Annotated in this window: 23 protein-coding genes and 1 pseudogene; 13 read left to right on the forward strand and 11 right to left on the reverse strand. The window is 61.6% G+C overall.

Annotated features, from left to right (window positions below):
* Positions 1-122 precede the first annotated feature (122 nt).
* A complete protein-coding gene (locus DC522_RS20475) occupies positions 123-302 on the reverse strand; it encodes a hypothetical protein (protein WP_116530494.1) in 180 nt (59 codons plus the stop codon).
* Between the two features lie 175 nt (positions 303-477).
* Between DC522_RS20475 and DC522_RS20480 the strand changes: the two genes are divergently transcribed.
* From DC522_RS20480 to DC522_RS20495, 4 genes are all read left to right on the forward strand, one after another.
* The gene (locus DC522_RS20480; protein WP_116530495.1) at positions 478-1,299 is read left to right on the forward strand and encodes a BON domain-containing protein; all 822 of its coding nucleotides are present in this window, start codon (positions 478-480) and stop codon (positions 1,297-1,299) included.
* 161 nt (positions 1,300-1,460) lie between these two features.
* Positions 1,461-1,835: a hypothetical protein gene (locus DC522_RS20485; protein ID WP_116530496.1), complete on the forward strand. Its 375-nt coding sequence runs from the start codon at positions 1,461-1,463 to the stop codon at positions 1,833-1,835.
* 143 nt (positions 1,836-1,978) lie between these two features.
* Positions 1,979-2,794 (forward strand): nucleotidyltransferase family protein, encoded by an 816-nt coding sequence (locus tag DC522_RS20490; protein ID WP_371680089.1) that lies wholly within the window; start codon positions 1,979-1,981, stop codon positions 2,792-2,794.
* Positions 2,787-3,509, forward strand: coding sequence for a metallophosphoesterase (locus tag DC522_RS20495; protein ID WP_116530516.1), 723 nt, complete (start codon positions 2,787-2,789; stop codon positions 3,507-3,509). The genes DC522_RS20490 and DC522_RS20495 overlap by 8 nt, the downstream gene beginning before the upstream one ends.
* Positions 3,510-3,605: 96 nt before the next feature.
* Here the strand turns inward: DC522_RS20495 and DC522_RS20500 are convergent, their stop codons facing one another.
* The gene (locus tag DC522_RS20500; RefSeq protein ID WP_116530497.1) at positions 3,606-3,827 is read right to left on the reverse strand and encodes a hypothetical protein; all 222 of its coding nucleotides are present in this window, start codon (positions 3,825-3,827) and stop codon (positions 3,606-3,608) included.
* 138 nt (positions 3,828-3,965) lie between these two features.
* Here DC522_RS20500 and DC522_RS20505 point away from each other — a divergent pair, with 138 nt between their 5' ends.
* The gene (locus DC522_RS20505; RefSeq protein ID WP_116530517.1) at positions 3,966-4,547 is read left to right on the forward strand and encodes a type 1 glutamine amidotransferase domain-containing protein; all 582 of its coding nucleotides are present in this window, start codon (positions 3,966-3,968) and stop codon (positions 4,545-4,547) included.
* A 71-nt stretch (positions 4,548-4,618) separates the two neighbouring features.
* On the opposite strand, the gene DC522_RS20510 is transcribed toward DC522_RS20505, so the two are convergent.
* Together DC522_RS20510 and DC522_RS20515 are read right to left on the reverse strand one after the other, a co-directional pair.
* Positions 4,619-5,638 carry a Tim44 domain-containing protein gene (locus DC522_RS20510; protein WP_116530498.1) on the reverse strand — a complete coding sequence of 340 codons (1,020 nt, stop codon included), beginning with the start codon at positions 5,636-5,638 and terminating at the stop codon, positions 4,619-4,621.
* Positions 5,639-5,761: 123 nt separating this feature from the next.
* Positions 5,762-6,037: a DUF3072 domain-containing protein gene (locus DC522_RS20515; protein WP_116530499.1), complete on the reverse strand. Its 276-nt coding sequence runs from the start codon at positions 6,035-6,037 to the stop codon at positions 5,762-5,764.
* A 363-nt stretch (positions 6,038-6,400) separates the two neighbouring features.
* On the opposite strand from DC522_RS20515, the gene DC522_RS34960 reads away from it, so the two are divergent.
* Positions 6,401-6,547: a hypothetical protein gene (locus DC522_RS34960; protein ID WP_165820230.1), complete on the forward strand. Its 147-nt coding sequence runs from the start codon at positions 6,401-6,403 to the stop codon at positions 6,545-6,547.
* Between the two features lie 132 nt (positions 6,548-6,679).
* Here the strand turns inward: DC522_RS34960 and DC522_RS20525 are convergent, their stop codons facing one another.
* Positions 6,680-7,567 carry a branched-chain amino acid aminotransferase gene (locus tag DC522_RS20525; protein WP_116530500.1) on the reverse strand — a complete coding sequence of 296 codons (888 nt, stop codon included), beginning with the start codon at positions 7,565-7,567 and terminating at the stop codon, positions 6,680-6,682.
* Positions 7,568-7,727: 160 nt separating this feature from the next.
* Here DC522_RS20525 and DC522_RS20530 point away from each other — a divergent pair, with 160 nt between their 5' ends.
* Genes DC522_RS20530 through DC522_RS20540 form a run of 3 tightly spaced genes read left to right on the forward strand, consistent with a single transcriptional unit; the run spans position 7,728 to position 10,379 of the window.
* Entirely contained in the window at positions 7,728-8,258 is a 531-nt protein-coding gene (locus DC522_RS20530) for a MarR family winged helix-turn-helix transcriptional regulator (protein WP_371680093.1), read from the forward strand.
* A 37-nt stretch (positions 8,259-8,295) separates the two neighbouring features.
* A complete protein-coding gene (locus tag DC522_RS20535) occupies positions 8,296-9,015 on the forward strand; it encodes a response regulator (RefSeq protein WP_116530501.1) in 720 nt (239 codons plus the stop codon).
* A complete protein-coding gene (locus DC522_RS20540) occupies positions 9,012-10,379 on the forward strand; it encodes an ATP-binding protein (RefSeq protein ID WP_116530502.1) in 1,368 nt (455 codons plus the stop codon). Before DC522_RS20535 ends, DC522_RS20540 begins: the two co-directional genes overlap by 4 nt.
* Positions 10,380-10,524: 145 nt before the next feature.
* Here the strand turns inward: DC522_RS20540 and DC522_RS20545 are convergent, their stop codons facing one another.
* The 5 genes from DC522_RS20545 to DC522_RS20565 all read right to left on the reverse strand — a co-directional run bounded on the left by DC522_RS20545 (position 10,525) and on the right by DC522_RS20565 (position 13,600).
* Positions 10,525-10,884: a tRNA-binding protein gene (locus DC522_RS20545; RefSeq protein WP_116530503.1), complete on the reverse strand. Its 360-nt coding sequence runs from the start codon at positions 10,882-10,884 to the stop codon at positions 10,525-10,527.
* Positions 10,885-10,901: 17 nt separating this feature from the next.
* Positions 10,902-11,603, reverse strand: coding sequence for a TetR/AcrR family transcriptional regulator (locus DC522_RS20550; protein ID WP_116530504.1), 702 nt, complete (start codon positions 11,601-11,603; stop codon positions 10,902-10,904).
* 54 nt (positions 11,604-11,657) lie between these two features.
* Entirely contained in the window at positions 11,658-12,485 is an 828-nt protein-coding gene (proC, locus tag DC522_RS20555) for a pyrroline-5-carboxylate reductase (RefSeq protein WP_116530505.1), read from the reverse strand.
* An 87-nt stretch (positions 12,486-12,572) separates the two neighbouring features.
* Positions 12,573-13,073, reverse strand: a complete 501-nt coding sequence (locus tag DC522_RS20560; RefSeq protein WP_116530506.1) for a YbjN domain-containing protein — start codon at positions 13,071-13,073, stop codon at positions 12,573-12,575.
* A gap of 248 nt (positions 13,074-13,321) precedes the next feature.
* A complete protein-coding gene (locus tag DC522_RS20565; RefSeq protein ID WP_116530507.1) occupies positions 13,322-13,600 on the reverse strand; it encodes an accessory factor UbiK family protein in 279 nt (92 codons plus the stop codon).
* 136 nt (positions 13,601-13,736) lie between these two features.
* On the opposite strand from DC522_RS20565, the gene lgt reads away from it, so the two are divergent.
* The 3 genes from lgt to pgeF are packed head-to-tail and all read left to right on the forward strand — an operon-like array spanning position 13,737 to position 16,446.
* Entirely contained in the window at positions 13,737-14,594 is an 858-nt protein-coding gene (gene lgt / locus DC522_RS20570; protein ID WP_116530508.1) for a prolipoprotein diacylglyceryl transferase, read from the forward strand.
* Positions 14,591-15,667 carry a class I SAM-dependent methyltransferase gene (locus tag DC522_RS20575; RefSeq protein ID WP_116530509.1) on the forward strand — a complete coding sequence of 359 codons (1,077 nt, stop codon included), beginning with the start codon at positions 14,591-14,593 and terminating at the stop codon, positions 15,665-15,667. Before lgt ends, DC522_RS20575 begins: the two co-directional genes overlap by 4 nt.
* An 11-nt stretch (positions 15,668-15,678) precedes the next feature.
* Positions 15,679-16,446, forward strand: a complete 768-nt coding sequence (gene pgeF, locus DC522_RS20580) for a peptidoglycan editing factor PgeF (protein ID WP_116530510.1) — start codon at positions 15,679-15,681, stop codon at positions 16,444-16,446.
* Here the strand turns inward: pgeF and DC522_RS20585 are convergent.
* A complete protein-coding gene (locus tag DC522_RS20585; protein WP_116530519.1) occupies positions 16,436-17,194 on the reverse strand; it encodes an SDR family oxidoreductase in 759 nt (252 codons plus the stop codon). The two genes, pgeF and DC522_RS20585, sit on opposite strands and share 11 nt — an antisense overlap.
* 294 nt (positions 17,195-17,488) lie before the next feature.
* Here DC522_RS20585 and DC522_RS20590 point away from each other — a divergent pair.
* Positions 17,489-17,680 (forward strand): annotated as a pseudogene (locus tag DC522_RS20590) (porin family protein); the annotation flags it as partial.

Here is a 17,680-nt window from a genome sequence, read left to right on the forward strand (position 1 = left end):
GTAAGGATAGGGCAATTGCAAGGCAGGACGGCAAAGCCATGTTAGGTAGTCCCCGCGCCCCTGAAGCCTGAGACAAGAGCTTGGAGGACCTTTTCCCCCTCGCTCGTGAAGCGGATCTCTTCTCAGTCGGCCTCGATGAGGCCTCTGCCCTGCAACTCGGAAACGGCCTTGTCGCTGGCCTTGTGACCTGCTCCGTCGCGCCGGACCACGCTTCTCACCATCTGGCCGCTGGAGAGCTGGTGATAGGCCGCAAAGGCGAAAACCGCCAAAGCCTCGTCGCTCAAACCTGATAGATCCGCCATGGGAACCTCGGCTTCGGATGATTGAACCACCCCGTCAATGCGATCCCGGCGAAGGCGTTCAAGCGCGGCCTTTCAGGATGCACCGAGAGGAACGGCTCGTGCGGCCTCACGTTGATGGAGCAAGGCTTTCGCCCAATGGCGGGCCTATCCCCAAAACAATGGAAGGAGCGCTCCCATGGCTAATAATCGCTATCGCGACGATGATGGTTACATTGCCCGTCGAGGCTTCGGCAATGAACGCGCCGGCTACGACCCCGACCGCAGCCGTGATCCCGGCTACGAAAGGACGCCCAGGCGCGATTACGGGGATTCTGCGGGCTATGGCACGGGCGGCTCGGCCCGCGACTGGCGGGATGTCGTCGGCGGGGACCGTGACTACGATCCTTCATCCATCTTCAGCTCCGACAGAACCTGGGACCGTGACCGGGGCTATCGTCCCCGCGCCGTCGGCTCCTATGGCCGCGACCAAGACCGCTTCAGCTCCGCCAGCTTCGGCCGGGGCTCTCGGGATTACAATGAGGACAGAGGCTTCTTCGAGCGCGCCGGAGACGAGGTTCGCTCCTGGTTCGGCGATGAGGAAGCCGAACGCCGCCGCGAGCAGGATGTGCGCCGGGCGAGCCACCATCGCGGCCGCGGCCCGAAAGGCTATCAGCGCTCCGACGCGCGGATCATGGAAGACGTGAACGATCGCCTGACCGACGATCCCCATATCGATGCTTCCGAGATCGAGGTGTCGGTGTCCAATCGCGAGGTTACCTTGAGCGGTACGGTGAACAGCCGCTTCGAGAAGCGTCATGCGGAGGACATCGCGGAAACCGTCTCGGGCGTCACGCATGTGCAGAACAACCTGCGCGTCCAGCAATATGCCGACATGGGCATGGGCGGCAGCATACTTTCCGGCACGGGCGCAGCAGGGGCCGGAACGGTCGGGCGGCCTGAAATGAGCACGACAGGAACAGGTGAAGGCGGGTCCTCGGGGCGCAAGAGCAGCACCTGACTTCCAGCTTTTCAGGGGAGGATTTCCCCTGAAAAGCTGACCGCTGCCAACATAGATGCGCCTCTACCTCTTGGGGACGGGGCGCATCTGTCGTACCAAGACCTTACCTTTTCCCGAATGCGCGCGACCCCATATGCCATTGGGAAGGATGAGGACAAGCAATGGCAGGTATTTCCGTTACGCTCGAGGGCGACAACATCCAGCTCGCCTTCCAGAAGGGCGAACAATCAACCGCGGTCGTCATGGACCCGCATGCCGCCCGCTCGCTCGTCAAGGCCCTGAGCCAACTCCTCATTGCTATCGGCGAAGGCGGCGAGACAGGCGATGACGCCCCGGAAGAACTGGTGGAGGTCACGTCCTCAACCATCGATGTCGGCACGGATGAGCATGGACTGGCGGTGGTGGGTCTGCAGGCCGGTATGCTGCCGCCTTTCTTATTGCGTCTCAAGGATGACGAGGCCCGGCACATCGCCACAAGCCTGCTGGAGATCCTCAACAGCCCGAGGGACGTCCGCACTTCTCACGGGGATCATTAGCCACATCGATGTCCATCGTGATGCGGGCATGCTCACGGGAACATCCGAGCTCTCTCAGCTTAAGCTGAGCCGCTGCGGAACTTCATTACGGCCATACGGTTGTCGAACGCGGGTCATCATCGGCTCCGCTTTGGACAAAGCCTATGGCAGCTCACGACCCAAACCTTACCTCCCATCCTCCCCAGAGCGTCCCGATCATGGATGCCAAGGCAGAGCCGACGCTGAAATACCCGGAGTCCGAGGCGTTCTACGCCGAGGCTCTGCGGGAGCTGAACCAACTCGGCCTACCCTTCCTGCTCGCCGGCACCTATGCTCTCTCGGCCTATACCGGCATCACGCGCCCGACGAAGGATCTCGACATTTTCTGCAAGGCGGGCGACTACACGCGCGTGCTATCGCATTTCAAGAATCTTGGATATTCCGTCGAGATCGAGGATGACCGCTGGCTCGGCAAAGTTTTCAAGGGGCAGTATTTCTTCGATGTGATCTTCGCCTCCTCGAACGGCACGATGCCCATTGGCGATCAATGGTTCGAGCACGCGCGGCAAATCGAAGTGTTCGGCTCGTCTGTCCGCATCGTAGGACCGACGGAACTCGTCTGGTCCAAGTGCTTCATTCAGCTTCGTCACCGCTATGATGGTGCAGATGTGGCGCACACCATCCTCAAGGCTCATGATCAGATCGACTGGCATGGCCTGCTCGCCTACATGGAAGTGCATTGGGAAGTGCTGCTTATGCACCTGCTCAACTTCCGTTGGATCTATCCGTCCGAGCGTGACAAGGTTCCGCGCTGGGTCATGGACGAACTGCTCGACAGGCTTGCAAAGCAGCTCGACCTCCCGCCGCCGCAGATGAAGGTGTGCCGCGGGCGGATGTTCTCCCGCATCGACTATGAAATTGACGTGAAGCAATGGGGCTTCGCCGATGTCGGCGGCGAAGGTGAATGGCGGAATGAGTGAAATTGAGAAGACCTTGAAGATCGCGGCCATGGGCGATCTTCACGTGCGTGAAGACAATGCGGAATGCTACCGCGAATTGTTTGGCGAAATCTCGCGAGAGGCGGATGTCCTCGTCCTTGCCGGCGACCTGACGGATCTCGGCAAGCCGAAGGAAGCGGAGCTCCTCGCGCAGGACCTCAAGGCTTGCTCGATCCCCGTTGTCGGCGTGCTCGGCAACCACGATTACGAGTGCGGAGCCCATGAACAGGTGGCGCATATTCTTCGCGACGCGGGCATGAAACTGCTCGACGGGCAATCCGTCGAGATCGACGGCGTCGGCTTCGTCGGCGTGAAGGGATTTGCCGGCGGTTTCGGACGACGCATGCTGGGCTACTTCGGCGAGCCTGCCATGAAGCAGTTCGTCAACGAGACCATGAACGAGACATTGCGACTCGAGAATGCCATGCGGCATGTCAAAGCCAAGCGATCCGTCGTCATTCTCCACTATGCGCCTGTCGTTGACACCATTGAAAGCGAGCCGCTTGAGATCTATCCCTTCCTCGGCTCCTCACGGCTGGCCGAGACCATCGACCGCTTCAAGGTGAGCGCCATCGTGCACGGCCACGCGCATCGCGGCCGCTTCGAAGGACGCACGCCTGGAGGGCAGCCGGTCTACAACGTGGCCAAGCACATCGAGAAGCCAGGAGGGAAATCCTACGCCATTCTCGAAATCTAACTCCGCTAGCGCACGTGCGGACAAGTGGACGCGGTTATTCGCTACAGCATCGGACGTGAAAAGTGGATTTGAACTTTTGGGTCCGATGCTCAAGGATCAGAACCGTGTTCCCGGACCTGTCGGATTGCCGGGCAGGTAATCAGGTTCGGAGCCGGGTCCTCTCGGATCGGTGATCCCCGGATCGTTTACGGGGTAAGGCGTGCGCGGACCTGTCGGCCCCGTATCCGGCAGATCGTCAGGATCCGTGCCGGGCGGCACCTCGCTCGGAATGTTTCCGCCGGGCAGTGGTTCGTTCGTGGGAGCGCCTGGATTGGCCATCCTTTGCATCCTTCTTGAATTGTTCGTGATTGGGTCAACAAGGCCATGCAGGTCAGGTTCCGCATGCGAATGGCTTTCGGAACCCCTGCCCTCTTCACCCGTTCCACCGGCGTCCGCTACAAAACGATGGAGAGCGTCATGCCTGACATACAACAGGCCAAGATCCTCATTATGGCGACGGATGGTTTCGAGCAGTCAGAGCTCATGGTGCCGCAGAAAAAGCTCTCGGAAGCAGGGGCAACGGTTGAAGTCGCAGCGCCTCGGTCACGCATGAAGCCGGATGAGATCCGCGGGTGGGACGAGAAGGATTGGGGCAAGAGCGTGACGGTCGACAAAGATATCGAGACGATCGATGCGTCCGCCTACGATGCGCTCGTGCTGCCCGGTGGACAGATCAACCCCGACAAGCTGCGCGTTGAGCCGAAAGCCATCGAGATCATCCGCGCCTTCTACTCATCCGGCAAAGTGATTGCCGCCATCTGCCACGCGCCGTGGCTGCTTGTCGAAGCAGGCATCATCAAGGGCAAGCAATGCACCTCCTATCACTCCATCAAGACGGACGTGATGAACGCCGGCGGCCAGTGGCGCGATGAGACAGTCGTGACAGATCAAGGCGTGATCACGAGCCGCAATCCAGGCGATCTCGACGCCTTCGTGAGCAAGATCGTCGAGGAGATCCGCGAAGGGTCTCACGCCGGTCGCCGCCAGGCGGCAGAATGATCGTCTCGCGATCGTGAAACGAAAAGCGGCCGGTTCGCACCGGCCGCTTTGATGTCGATCAGTATCAAAGCTTACGCCTGCTGGATCGCGGAGATCTTCCACGGACCGCCCTGGACGCGACGGAAGGTCCACACCTCCCGGGCTTCCTCAGGTTTCGTGGGATCACCCTCCAACACCCGGCCAGTCGCCTTGTCGGTCAGGACGTCGATTAGCGAGAAGCGCATGGCAACGGTCGCATATTCCGTCGCGCCCTCACGCCAGGCTTCGGAGAGATCACCCTGAAGCAGGCGTACGTTCGAGACCTTGTTCACGACACCGCGCGCAGCGTTGTCGTTGAGCTCCTCCTGGATGTAGCCCGCCATTTCAGGCGTGGCCAATGTCCAGAGTTTTTCGATATCCTGACGCGAATAGGCATCCTGCAACTCGACAAGCGAGCGCTCGAAGCCTGCGTAATCCTGCTCGCCGATGCCGATCTCATCGCGCACATCGGTGCGGCGACGATATTGGTTCATGCCGCCCAATGCACCGCCAAGAGCGCCACCAGCCAAACCGCCTAAGCCACTCGCCATAGGGCGACCGCCGCTCGGAGGCACGCTGCCGCCTGCCGTAGTTCGCTGATAGCCCTGCGGACCCGCATAGGACGGTGCCTCACGCCGGCGGAACCACTTCATGGCGAACGAGATCAGCAGCACGATCAGGCCGATCTGGAGCAGAAGCCCCACGACCGAGGCCAGACCTGCGAGACCGCCGAAGAAGCCGTTGCCCATGAGCAGGCCGAGCAGGCCCGCGCCGAAGAGGCCGGCCATCAGGCCCGTACCGAAGCCGAAGCGGCGCGGCTGCGCCACGTTCGGGCCCTGCAGACCCGGATTGTTGTAGGTCGGGCCCTGGTTCGGAGTCTGCGAGCGCTGAATGGGCGCAGCAGCCTCAGGCGCCGTTCGGGTTGCCGGAGGAGGCGTATAGGTGCGCGCGCCGCGCGATCCGAAGCTGCCTCGTCCGCCGCCGACGCGTGCTTCGGCGGCGCTGCCGGCCAGAACCAAGGCGGCAGCCAGAGCGACCATGACGCGGCTTCGGCGAGAAGCAAATTTCATCATCGTTTCGTTTTCATCCCAAAGGAGCACGACGCTCCAGACCTTTATGTGGTAATGGCCCGGCCTTTTCAAAGGGCCGGGCCTGCAAATCGCGACGCCATGCGGGTCAGATTGGTCCGGAGAAGCTCAGTGGCCCTTGCCCTTCTTGAGCTGATCGATGCGCTTCGACGCCTCGGCCTTGTCGAGGTCAGGGTCGAAGGCCTTCGGATCATGCGCCTGCTCGGAGAGGGTTTTAAGGTAGGACGCTTGGGCCTCCGTCATGGGTTCGTGACCCGTCACCCAATCTTCCGGATCTTTGACCCGGTTGCCCGTGGCATCTGGATTGACCTTTGGATTATCAGTCTCTGCCGCGTGCTTACGCTTATGAGGGCCGTGGTGGGAGGCTGGGTTTCTCGACGACATGTGAGACTCCTATTGTTCGCTTTTTGTTCTGAAATGAGAACATCGGAATCAGGCCCTTGGTTCCCATACGGAAAGACGGGCTACCCCCGGCGACTCGTCCCCATTATCCACAGGTTGAGTGCTCGACTTATGGCTAGGCTTATGTTCTCTGTTCGTTCGCCCCACAGAAAGACCGGTGAGCAACCATACGCAGGCCAGCGGGCCTGGAGCGGCTTTATGTCGATTTCGATACCTTCTTTGCCAGTGCTGAGTAGCACCTACAGCCGCATCTTCGCGGCCGGCCTATCGGAGTTATTCCGGTCGATTCCGAACATACGGGACTGATTGCCGTCAGTCGCAAGGCGAAGGCGCTCGGCATCAAGCATGGAATATCTGTCCGTCATCGCCGACCGGCTCAACACCAGCCATGGGCAGACGCTTCTGCACTTCGGGCCCTGGGTCGACATCCCTGGCGGCTATGCGGGAGCGAAGATCGCCTTCAACCGCATTCCCGACGCTGAGGATTTTTGAGGAAGAACATAGCCTTCCACCGTCATCCCCGGGTTTGTCCCGGGGATCCACGTCTTAGGAGGCACTGAGGCTTAAAAACGTGGATGCCCGGCACAAGGCCGGGCATGACGAGACGCATGGATATGAGAGGCTTCAAGCGGCCCTGGCCTTGGGCTGCACCTCGGCCGTGTAGTCGTCCATCAGCGTCTTGGTGATGCTGCCCGGCGTGTAGGTGTAGGGGCCGACCTCGGACACGGGCGTGACTTCCGCCGCCGTGCCGGTGATGAAGCATTCCTGGAAGCTCGAGAGCTCCTCCGGCATGATCCGGCGCTCGGCCACTTCGAGGCCCCGGCGCTTGGCGAGTTCGATCACCGTCTTGCGGGTGATGCCATCGAGGAAGCAATCGGCGATGGGAGTATGGACCACACCGTCCTTCACGAAGAACACATTGGCGCCGGTGCATTCGGCAACGCGGCCCTGCCAGTCGAGCATGAGGGAATCGGCATAGCCGTTGCGTTCCGCCTTATGCTTCGAGATGGTGCAGATCATGTAGAGACCCGCAGCCTTCGCGGCCGACGGAGCAGTCGCCGGATCGGGACGGCGGTATTCCGCGATGTCGATGCGGATGCCCTTCATCTTCTGGGCCGGATCGAAATAGCTCGGCCATTCCCAGGAGGCGATGGCGAGATGGATCTTGTTGGTCTGAGCGGCCACGCCCATCATCTCCGAGCCGCGCCAGGCAACCGGACGCAGATAGGCATCCGTCTGGCCGTTCTTCTCCAAAACGAGGCGCTTGGCGGCATCGATCTCGGCCACCGTATAGGGGATCTCGAAATCGAGAATCTGGGCGGACTTCTTCAGGCGCTCGGAATGCTCAGTCGACTTGAAGATCTCGCCCCCATAGGCGCGCTCGCCCTCGAACACGCTCGAGCCGTAGTGGAGGCCGTGCGAGAGGACGTGGAGCTTGGCATCCTTCCAGGGTACGAGTTGCCCGTCGTACCAAATCCAACCATCACGTTGATCGAAAGGGGTCGCGGACATCGTTTTCTCCTTTACTGTCGACCTCTGTGGCAACCGGGGCCGTGTAATTTCCGGTCGCTTCCGTGCCATTTCAGTTTCATTCATTTCACGAAAGCCGCTTGACGAGTAACAATCGTCCTGAGATATGTCAACAAGGCTGACATAAAATTGGATAAGGACGGTGCCAGACGCGATCCCGGCTTTCAAACCCCAGGCCCCCGAACAGAGCCTCGACAGGGACATCCTGGCCGAGATGCCGGCCTATGACCTGATCGAGCTGTTTTTCTTCGCCTATCGCGACTTCGTCAGCGATCCGGACAGGATCCTGGACGAATATGGCTTTGGCCGGGCGCATCACCGGGTCCTGCATTTCGTCAGCCGCCAGCCAGGCCTGACGATTGCCGAGCTTCTGGATATCTTGAGGATCACGAAACAGAGCCTCAACCGCGTCCTCAAGGAGCTGATCGAGAAGAACTTCATCGAGAGCCGGATGGGGACCGCCGACCGGCGTCAGCGGCTGCTCCATGCCACGCCCCAAGGTCATGATCTCGCCTTGAAGCTCGCCAAGCTCCAGACCCGCCGCATCATGCGCGCGCTGTCGGGTGCGGAACCGCAGGCCAAGGAGGCGATCAGCCAATACCTCCTGTGCCTCATCGACCCCGACGACCGTGAGCATGTGAAGCACCTCGTATTCGGGCCGGACAAAACCTGATAAAGCAGGGGGCCCTTGAACAAGCGCCCCGGAGCCCATGGAAGCACCCCGCATCGACATTCCCGACCACGCCCCCCACGTTCTCGTGGTGGATGACGACCGGCGCCTGCGCGACCTCCTCACCCGATTCCTGACCGAGAATGGCTATCGCGTGACGGCGGCGGCCAGCGCGGCGGAAGCTCGGTCCAAAGCCGAGAGCTTCCTGTTCGACGCCTTCGTGCTCGACGTGATGATGCCCGGCGAGTCCGGCTTCGACTACGCGCGCAGCATCCGGGAAAACTCGCAGGTTCCAATTCTCATGCTCACGGCCCGGTCCGATACGTCCGACCGGGTCAAAGGCCTCGAGATCGGCGCGGACGATTACCTGCCCAAGCCCTTCGAGCCGCGCGAGCTGCTTTTGCGTCTTGGCAACATCCTCAAGCGCGCCTTGCCCGCGGCGGGTGCACCGAGCGGCGATGTGCCTGAAGTCATCTATTTCGGCCCTTTCTCGTATCGCTTCGATCGTGGCGAGCTGCGGCGCGGCGATGACATCGTGCGCATCACCGAGCGCGAGCGCGAGATCCTGACGATCTTGGGATCAGCAACAGGCGACAACGTTCCACGCGAGGCATTGGCCGGCAATGGTGCAGCCGCGAACGAGCGCACTGTGGACGTGCAGATCAATCGCCTACGCCGCAAGATCGAGAACGATCCGGCCAATCCGATCTTCCTGCAGACCGTGCGCGGCATCGGCTATCGCCTCGTGATTGACCGATGAAGATTGGCGCGGTCCTTCACTACACGCCGCTCGATCGCGCGGCACGCTGGTTCAGCCGATTTCTGCCAAAGGGGCTTTATGCGCGCGCGCTTATCATCATCATCGCGCCGGTGATCCTGCTGCAATCCGTCGTCGCTTACGTGTTCATGGAGCGGCATTACGAGCTGGTGACGCGCCGTCTCTCCTCGGCCGTCACAGCAGATATCGCAGCCCTCATCCAGATCTACGAAAGCTATCCGCAGGACAGGGAAGCAACGACGCTTACGCGCATCGCATCCGACAGCCTGCAGCTCGACGTGGACATCCTGCACAACACCGATCTGCCGCCACCTGGCCCGAAGCCATTCTTCTCGATTCTGGACGAGACCCTCTCCAACGAGCTGCGCCGCCAGATCGACCGGCCCTATTGGCTGGATACCGTCGGACGCTCGAACTACGTGGAGATTCGCGTCAAGCTCAACCAGAACACCGTCATGCGGGTGCTCGCACGGCGCAGCCAGGCCTATGCCTCGAACTCGCACATTTTCCTCGTATGGATGGGCGGCTCATCCTTCGTTTTGCTCGGCATCGCCATCCTGTTCCTGCGCAATCAGATCAGGCCGATCCTGCGCCTTGCAGAAGCGGCGGAAGCGCTCGGCATGGGACGTGAGATCGAGTTCCGCCCGCGCGGCGCACGCGAGGTGCGCCAGGCCGGATACTCCTTCCTCGAAATGAAGCGGCGCATCGAGCGCAACATCGAACAACGCACGACGATGCTCAACGGCGTCAGCCACGATCTGCGCACCATCCTCACCCGCTTCAAGCTATCGCTTGCGCTCATGCAGCCAACACCCGAGGTCGAGGATCTCAAGCGAGATGTCGACGAGATGAGCCGCATGCTCGAGGGTTATCTTGCCTTTGCGCGTGGCGAAGGAGGCGATGCGGGCGAGCAGGCCAGCGAGACGGATCTGCGCCAGCTTCTCGAAGAGGCGCAATCCGATGCCGAGCGCCAGGGTCATGTGACGGAACTCGATATCGTCGGCGATCCGATCATCATCGTTCGTCCTGATGCGTTCCGCCGCCTTCTCTTCAATCTCGTCTCCAACGCCGCACGCCATGGAGAGCGGATTGCGATCACCGCCAATCACGAAACGCGCTGGCTTATTCTGCATGTGGACGATGACGGCCCAGGCATTCCGCCCGACATGCGCGAGGAAGTATTCAAACCTTTCGTGCGTCTCGACGAAGCGCGCAACCAGGATGAGGGCGGCTCAGGCCTGGGCCTCGCAATCGCGCGTGATATCGCCCGCTCTCATGGCGGCGATATCACGCTAGGCGACAGCCCGCTCGGCGGTTTGCGCGCAACAGTGCGGTTGCCGGCCTGACGACACTCACCTTGTCATAGCCGTCCCCGGACTTGATCCGGGAATCAGTCCCGGCCATCCCGATGCGGAAAAGCGCGGCGCCTTTCCCAATCGAGATCACCGGCATAAGGCCGGTGATGACGTGGAGGTGGGACAGGACGAACTTTCAATAAAGCCGCCCACCGATCGGCACGTCCCGATCAGGACGAATAAGCATGACGTCGCCGTTCGCATCCGGCACGCCGAGCGTCAGAACCTCCGACATGAAGGGGCCGATCTGGCGCGGCGGGAAATTGACCACTGCGAGCACCAGCGAGCCGACGAGTCCCTCGCTCGTGTGATTCACCGTGATCTGCGCGGACGAGCGCTTGGTGCCGATCTCGGGGCCGAAATCGATAGTGAGCTTGAAGGCAGGCTTGCGAGCCTGCGGGAACGGCTCGGCAGCGACGATGCGGCCAACACGGATATCGACTTTCAGAAAGTCGTCGAACGTAATCGTTGGTGTCAGCGATTGTGCCTGGTCCATGATACCCCCGTTTTCGATTAGATTGCTGCTGCGGGATTGTCCGCATCGCCCTCGTCGGTTTCCTGCCGCTCACGGCGCGGCGAGCGGCGACCTTCCATGAGGGCCCGTCCAAGTGCGCGCAAAGGTGCCGTGAGACGACGCAGATCATCGGCTCTCTCCAGCACGCGCTCGCCGCGCCGCAACTCGCGATCGAGACGCGCCATTGTTTTGGCGAGAGCCGGATCGTCGTCCTCAAGCCATGTGCGCATCGTGTTGGCGTAAACGAGCACCGCGCCCTGGAGTTTGAGCGCGCCGAGCGGCCCTTCCGTACTGATGCCTGCGGCAGCCAGCATGAAACGCATGGAATTGACGGCAACCTGACGGAGCGCCGCAAGCGAGACCGGATCGTATTGCAGATCGCGATTGATCCGCCGGAGCGCCGCCTTGTAAGGCTCCAGCGCATCGAAGCGGCGCATGATCACGTCGAAGATACGCTCGCGCGCGGGTTCTCCGGCAAGATCGTCGGTCGTCTCCTCCAGCACCTTGCGATCGATCTGGCGCGAGAGGCCACCAAGAACCGCTCCCTTGGAAGGGAAGAGGTCGCGGAATTCCGCGAGCGACACGCCAGCTTCCCGCGCGATATCGGTGATCTCGATCTCGCTCCAGGCGCGCGTGGCGGCGAGCCTCATCAACGCATCGATGATGGCCTTGCGCTTATCGACCGGGGCGTCCGTCGTCATGGCACTCTCCTGAACTGCGATCTGCCGATTGATCTAGGCCTCCTACCTGATCTGTCAGCCCGCGAGTTCCTCCGCACGGCGCTTCGCCGCAGCCACGGCCTCGCGCATGAGGGCCTTGAGGCCGTCGGGATCCCGCATGAGCACTTCGACCGCCGCGGCCGTAGTACCGCCGGGCGAGGTCACATTCTGGCGCAGCGTTGCGGGAGGCAAATCGCTCTGGAACAGCAACTCGCCGGCTCCCGTCACCGTGGCGCGTGCAAGACGCTGCGCGAGTTCGAGCGGCAAGCCGGCCGCGGCACCCGCTTCTGCGAGGCACTCCACGAGGTGGAACACATATGCCGGGCCCGAACCGGACACGGCGGTCACGGCATCGATCAGATCCTCGGACGGCAGCCATTCGACGATGCCGTTGCTGGACAACAGCGCATCGGCCATCAGGCGCTGCTTCTCGCTCACTTCTGCATTGGTAGCCGCCCCCGTTGCGCCACGCCCGATGCTGGCGGGCAGGTTCGGCATGGCGCGCACGATTGCCGAGGCAGCGGGCAACCTTGCCTTCAGATTCCCGATCGTCTTGCCCGCGAGAATGGAAATGATGAGCGTCTGGGGCCCAAGATAGCCGTTGAGCGCAGGTGCGGCGTCTTCCAGCATCTGCGGCTTGATGGCGAGCACGAGCACATCGGCAGGCGACGGATTGGCGGGGTTGAGCGCAATGCCCTTCTCCGAGCAGAAGCGCGTCATCTCCTCCGAGGGCCGCGGATCGATGACCGTCACGCCGGAAGGCTTCATGCCTACTTTAAGCCAGCCCTCCAACATGGAGCCGCCCATCTTGCCGGCACCGACGAGAATGAGGGACGAGGGCAGGTGCTGATGATTGGCGGGCATAGGAATCTTCCGGCATGTGAATGAAGCGAAGGCCGCTACTATTCACAAGGCCCCCTGCCCTGTCGAGGCCGGTCTATTGTTTAAGGTTTAAGCTTCGCCTTCGGTCTCGAACAGAACACTGTCGAGAGCTTCACGTGCTGACTTGCCGGCCCAGATCACGAACTGGAAGGCCTGGAAGTACCGCTCGCAGGCTTCCACCGCCACGCGCAGCATGGTCTCGCACTGGCCCTGCGTCGGGTCCGCGCCGCCTGCCAATAGCAGGGAGTGGCGGAACATCACGACGTTCTCCGTGCTCCACAGATCGAAATGGCCGACCCAGAGCTGCTCGTTGATAAGGGAGATGAGCTGCAGCACATCCTGGCGCCGACGCTCCGGCACCTTCAGGTCGAAGGCACAGGCAACGTGGAGCGCCTCCACATCCTCGATCCAGGTGAAGGCGATGTCGTAATCGGCCCAGCGCCCGGCGACGGAGACCGACATTTCGTCAGCATCCGCACGATCGAAGATCCAGTGGCGCAGCGAAGCGAGCCGCTCGACCACGTCGAGAGGATGTTCCAGACGATCGATTTCGATGTGATGCTGAGACATGTTGACCCAAAAAAAGCTCGAACGCCTGAATTACAGTAAACACATCCAGGCAATATCATTGCATCAACTCGAGCAATATTTGAGAAGAGCTTCCTGAATACACAAAAGCATCCAGGCTTCTTATCACGGCAGGCCCGAATCAACTCATGAATCACAGTCTTAGATTTTGACCCTTGTCACAATGCGCCTTCCAACCCTGTCCACAACAGGAGGGATGCGCCTGAAGCAGGGGTGTCTACCCACAAAGGCTAGGAGGCAGAAGGGGTGCCTGCGGCGGATTGGGCAAGTTTTTCTTCCAGGACCTTCAGGCGGGCTTCCAGGCGCTCGTTCTCGGCGCGTGCAGCCAGCACCATCTCACGCAGCACCTCCACCTCCTCACGGGTGGCGACGTCCATGTCCTTGATCAGGCGCTCGAATTGGCTGCGAACCACGGTTTCGACCTCTCGCCGGACGCCCTGCGCAGCCCCTGCGGCATCGGTAGCCAGACGGGCGAGTTCATCGAAAATCCGATTGGAGGATTGAGCCATGATTGGAAGTCCACACCTTTCGAGAGGCTTATAAGCCCGGGAAAGCCAGATGTGGGCGCATTCAGGCAAAACTGCAACAGGGTTGACGATCCGTCCCCACAAGGTCCAATGGCGAACCGCTAATCCAAGGCCTGCCATGCCTCTGTCATTTCCTCTTCTCGACCCCGTCGCCTTCAGCATCGGCCCCTTCGCGATCCGCTGGTATGCGCTTGCCTATGTGGCGGGCCTTCTCGGCGGCTGGTTCTACGCCAAGCGCCTGGCCGCCAAGGCGGAACTTTGGGGTTCTTCACCTCAGCCGAAGCCCACGGACATCGATGACCTCATCGTCTGGGTCGCGCTCGGCGTCGTCCTGGGCGGCCGCATGGGCTATGTCCTGTTCTACAATTTCGACGCCTATCTCCAGAACCCGCTCGAGATGTTCGCCATCTGGCGCGGCGGCATGTCGTTCCACGGCGGCTTCCTCGGCGCGGTCCTCGCCCTCGTGCTCTTTGCCCGCTCGCGCGGGCTCAACGCCCTGGCGCTGCTCGACATGGCCGCCGTGGTGACGCCCATCGGCCTGTTCTTCGGGCGCATCGCCAATTTCATCAACGGCGAATTATGGGGCCGCCCCGCCCCCGATTTTCCTTATGCGGTGGTGTTTCCCCATGCAGGCCCCGAACCCCGGCACCCCAGCCAGCTCTATGAAGCTCTCGGCGAGGGCCTGATCCTGTTCATCGTGATGGCGGTCGCCGCGCGCAAGTTCGGCTTCAAGCGCCCGGGCCTGCTCGGCGGCATCTTCGTGCTGGGTTATGCCATTGCCCGCATTGTCTGCGAGTTCTTCCGCGAGCCCGATGCGCAGCTCGGCTTCCTCTTCGGCTCGTCCGTTGAGGGCCTGGGCGGCGGCATCACCATGGGCATGCTGCTGTCTGTTCCGATGGCGGTTGTCGGCGCAGCCTTCATCGTCATGGCAGCGCGTGGCTATACCCGGCCTGCCAAGGCCGCCGAAGCCGCATGAAGTCACTCAGCCAACATGTGCGCGAGCTGATCGCCCTTGAGGGGCCGATCACGGTCGAGCGCTACATGAGCCTGTGCCTGCAGCATTACTATGCCACGCGCGATCCGCTGGGACCGGCAGGCGACTTTACGACGGCGCCCGAGATCAGCCAGATGTTCGGGGAACTGATCGGCCTCTGGATGCTGGAGGTGTGGAATGCCATGGGCCGGCCCAATCCCGTTCACCTCGTGGAGTTGGGACCGGGGCGCGGCACTCTCATGGCCGATCTTCTTCGCGCCACAAAGCTGCTGCCGGATTTTGGAAGCGCCGCGCAAGTGCACCTCGTGGAGATGAGCCCCGTCCTGAAGCAGCGGCAGCAAGCGACGCTCGCTTCATCAAGCCTGCCCGTCCATTGGCATGAGCGCTTGGAGGATGTGCCCGAAGGCCCGATGCTCCTCATCGCCAACGAGTTCTTCGACGCGCTTCCCATCCGCCAGTTCATCGCGACGGAACGCGGCTGGAGCGAGCGCCTCGTTGGGCTGGAAGATGACCACCTGATTTTCGGTCTTCGCGCCGAGGCCGAGCAATCGCTCGGCAAGCCGTTGCGCATCGGGGACGTGCTCGAATGGCCTGCCCTGTCCATCGACATCATGCAGGATCTCTCCCGCAGGCTCGCGCGCGATAACGGCGCCGCGCTCGTCATCGATTACGGCTATTGGGGCCCTGCCTTCGGCGACACATTGCAGGCGCTGAAACGGCACACCTATGTCGATCCGCTGGAGGAACCGGGTGAGGCCGACCTGACGACCCATGTGGATTTTCACCGGCTGGCGCAGGCAGCCTCGGCCCAAGGCCTTCAGGTGCACGGCCTCAGCACTCAAGGAGAATTCCTTCAGGCGCTCGGCATCGATGCACGCGCCTCTTCGCTGAAAAAGCGCGCGACGCCAGCCCAAGCCGTCGCCATCGACGCAGCACTCTCGCGCCTGACCGAACGCGGCGATAAAGGCATGGGTGAGCTCTTTAAGGTTTTCGCTATTACCCATATGAGCCTTCAAGCCGTTCCCGGATTGCCGCCCCTGTCGTCAGCGCCCTGAAGTTTTGCATCATGTTCATTCAAGCCCCCGCCCTCTCTACGTTTTCTAAAATCCGCCATGCGTTCTTTACGCGGCAAGGAGGCGTGTCGGAGGGCATCTATGCCTCGCTCAACGGCGGCATCGGCTCATCGGACAAGCCTGAACGGGTGAAGGAAAACCGCCGCCGCATGGCGGACACGCTGAATATGGCACCCGATGCACTGATCAGCGTGTATCAGGTGCATTCGCCGGATGCGGTGCTCGTGGAGGGCCCTTGGGGATCCGAGCGTCCGAAAGCCGATGCCATGGTGACGAAGGTGCCGGGACTGGCGCTTGCCATCACCACGGCGGATTGCGGCCCGGTGCTGTTTGCCGATAGCGAGAGCGGCGTTATCGGCGCAGCTCATGCGGGCTGGCGCGGAGCGGTGACCGGCATCCTTGAGTCCACCATCCAAGCGATGGAACGCCTGGGCGCGGAGCGTAGCCGGATCGTCGCGGTGCTGGGCCCCACGATCAGTCAGGCGGCTTACGAGGTCGGCCCGGAATTCGTGCAGCGATTCGCGGAAGTAGCGCCTGGGCATGAACACTTCTTCCGCCCCTCCGAGAAGCCGGATCACGCGATGTTCGATCTTCCCGGCTTCATCGGCGCCCGCTTGAACGCAGCCGGGATCGGCGGCTTCACCAATCTCGGGCTCTGCACCTATTCCGATGAAGAGCGGTTCTTCAGCTACCGCCGCACCACGCATCGCAAGGAGCCCGATTACGGACGCCTGATCTCGGCGATTGCGCTCACTCCTTGATGCCCGTCACGTCCGGCGTTTCCCAGGCGAGATGCTGGCCGCCATCGACGGCGATCATCTGGCCCGTCACGCTGCGCGCTCCTGCAAGATAGACGACAGCGTCCGCAATCTCTTCCGGCGTGCCGCCGTGGCCGAGAGGCACGGCGCCGGCCTGCTTGGCGAAGTCCTCATCCCCCTGACGCTCATTGGCGAGGGTCGGGCCGGGACCGATGGCGTTCACGCGGATGCGCGGTGCAAGGGCCTGCGCCATCGTCTGCGTGGCGGTGAACAGAGCAGCCTTCGTCAGCGTGTAGGAGAAGAATTGGGGCGTCAGCTTCCAGACCCGCTGATCGACGATATTGACGATGGAGCCTTGCGCGTCCGGCGGCAATTGTCGCGCGAAATCACGAGTAAGAAAGGCGGGCGCGCGAAGGTTCACAGCGAAATGCCGATCCCACCGATCCTGCGAGAGGGTTTCGACATTGTCGGGCTCGAATTCCGAGGCATTGTTGACGAGAAGGGTCAGCGGGGAGCCGAGCGCCTTCACGGCATCGTTTACCAAGCGTTCGACGGCTGAAGCATCTGCAAGATCGCCTCGCACTACCGCAGCCTTTCCTCCGGTCGATTTGATCCGTGCGGCAATCTCGTCGGCAGCATCGGTTGATCTCCGGCAGTGAATGGCAACCCCATAACCCTCCCGCGCGAGGCGCTCGACAATGCTCCGGCCGATTCTCTGCGCACCGCCAGTGACGAGGACATTCTTAATCATCATTCACCTCTTGAAACGGTAGGACGTAGCGTTAGTTGAGATCATTGCCAAGAAAAAGACATTTTTTGACCGCTGCCGTGAACAAACAGCCTAGTTGTATGTTGTGGAGTGCAGCGAGGCCATAAGGGGAAGCTCAAGTTCAACGCCACATTGCTGCCACAGTACCTTTGGGTCGCTGTGGTTGTCATGTCACAGCCCTCGTCCGGTTGTCGCTCTATAAATGGATAGTGCTCAGTTCGATTCAGGGGATCCTTGGTTCGGGCGGAGCATGACATCGATAAGGAAAGAGAAACCATGAAGAAGATTCTTCTCGCCAGCGTCGCTCTCTTCGGCTTCGCCGGCGCTGCCTCGGCCGCGGACCTCCCTGCCCGTGCTGCTCCTCCGGCTCCGATCGTGGCGGCGGCCCCGCTCTTCACCTGGACCGGGTTCTACGCCGGTGTGAACGCCGGCTGGGGCTGGAACAACAACGACGACTCCACCGCTGTT

This window comes from Microvirga sp. KLBC 81 (assembly GCF_003075415.1).
Classification (GTDB): Bacteria; Pseudomonadota; Alphaproteobacteria; order Rhizobiales; family Beijerinckiaceae; genus Microvirga.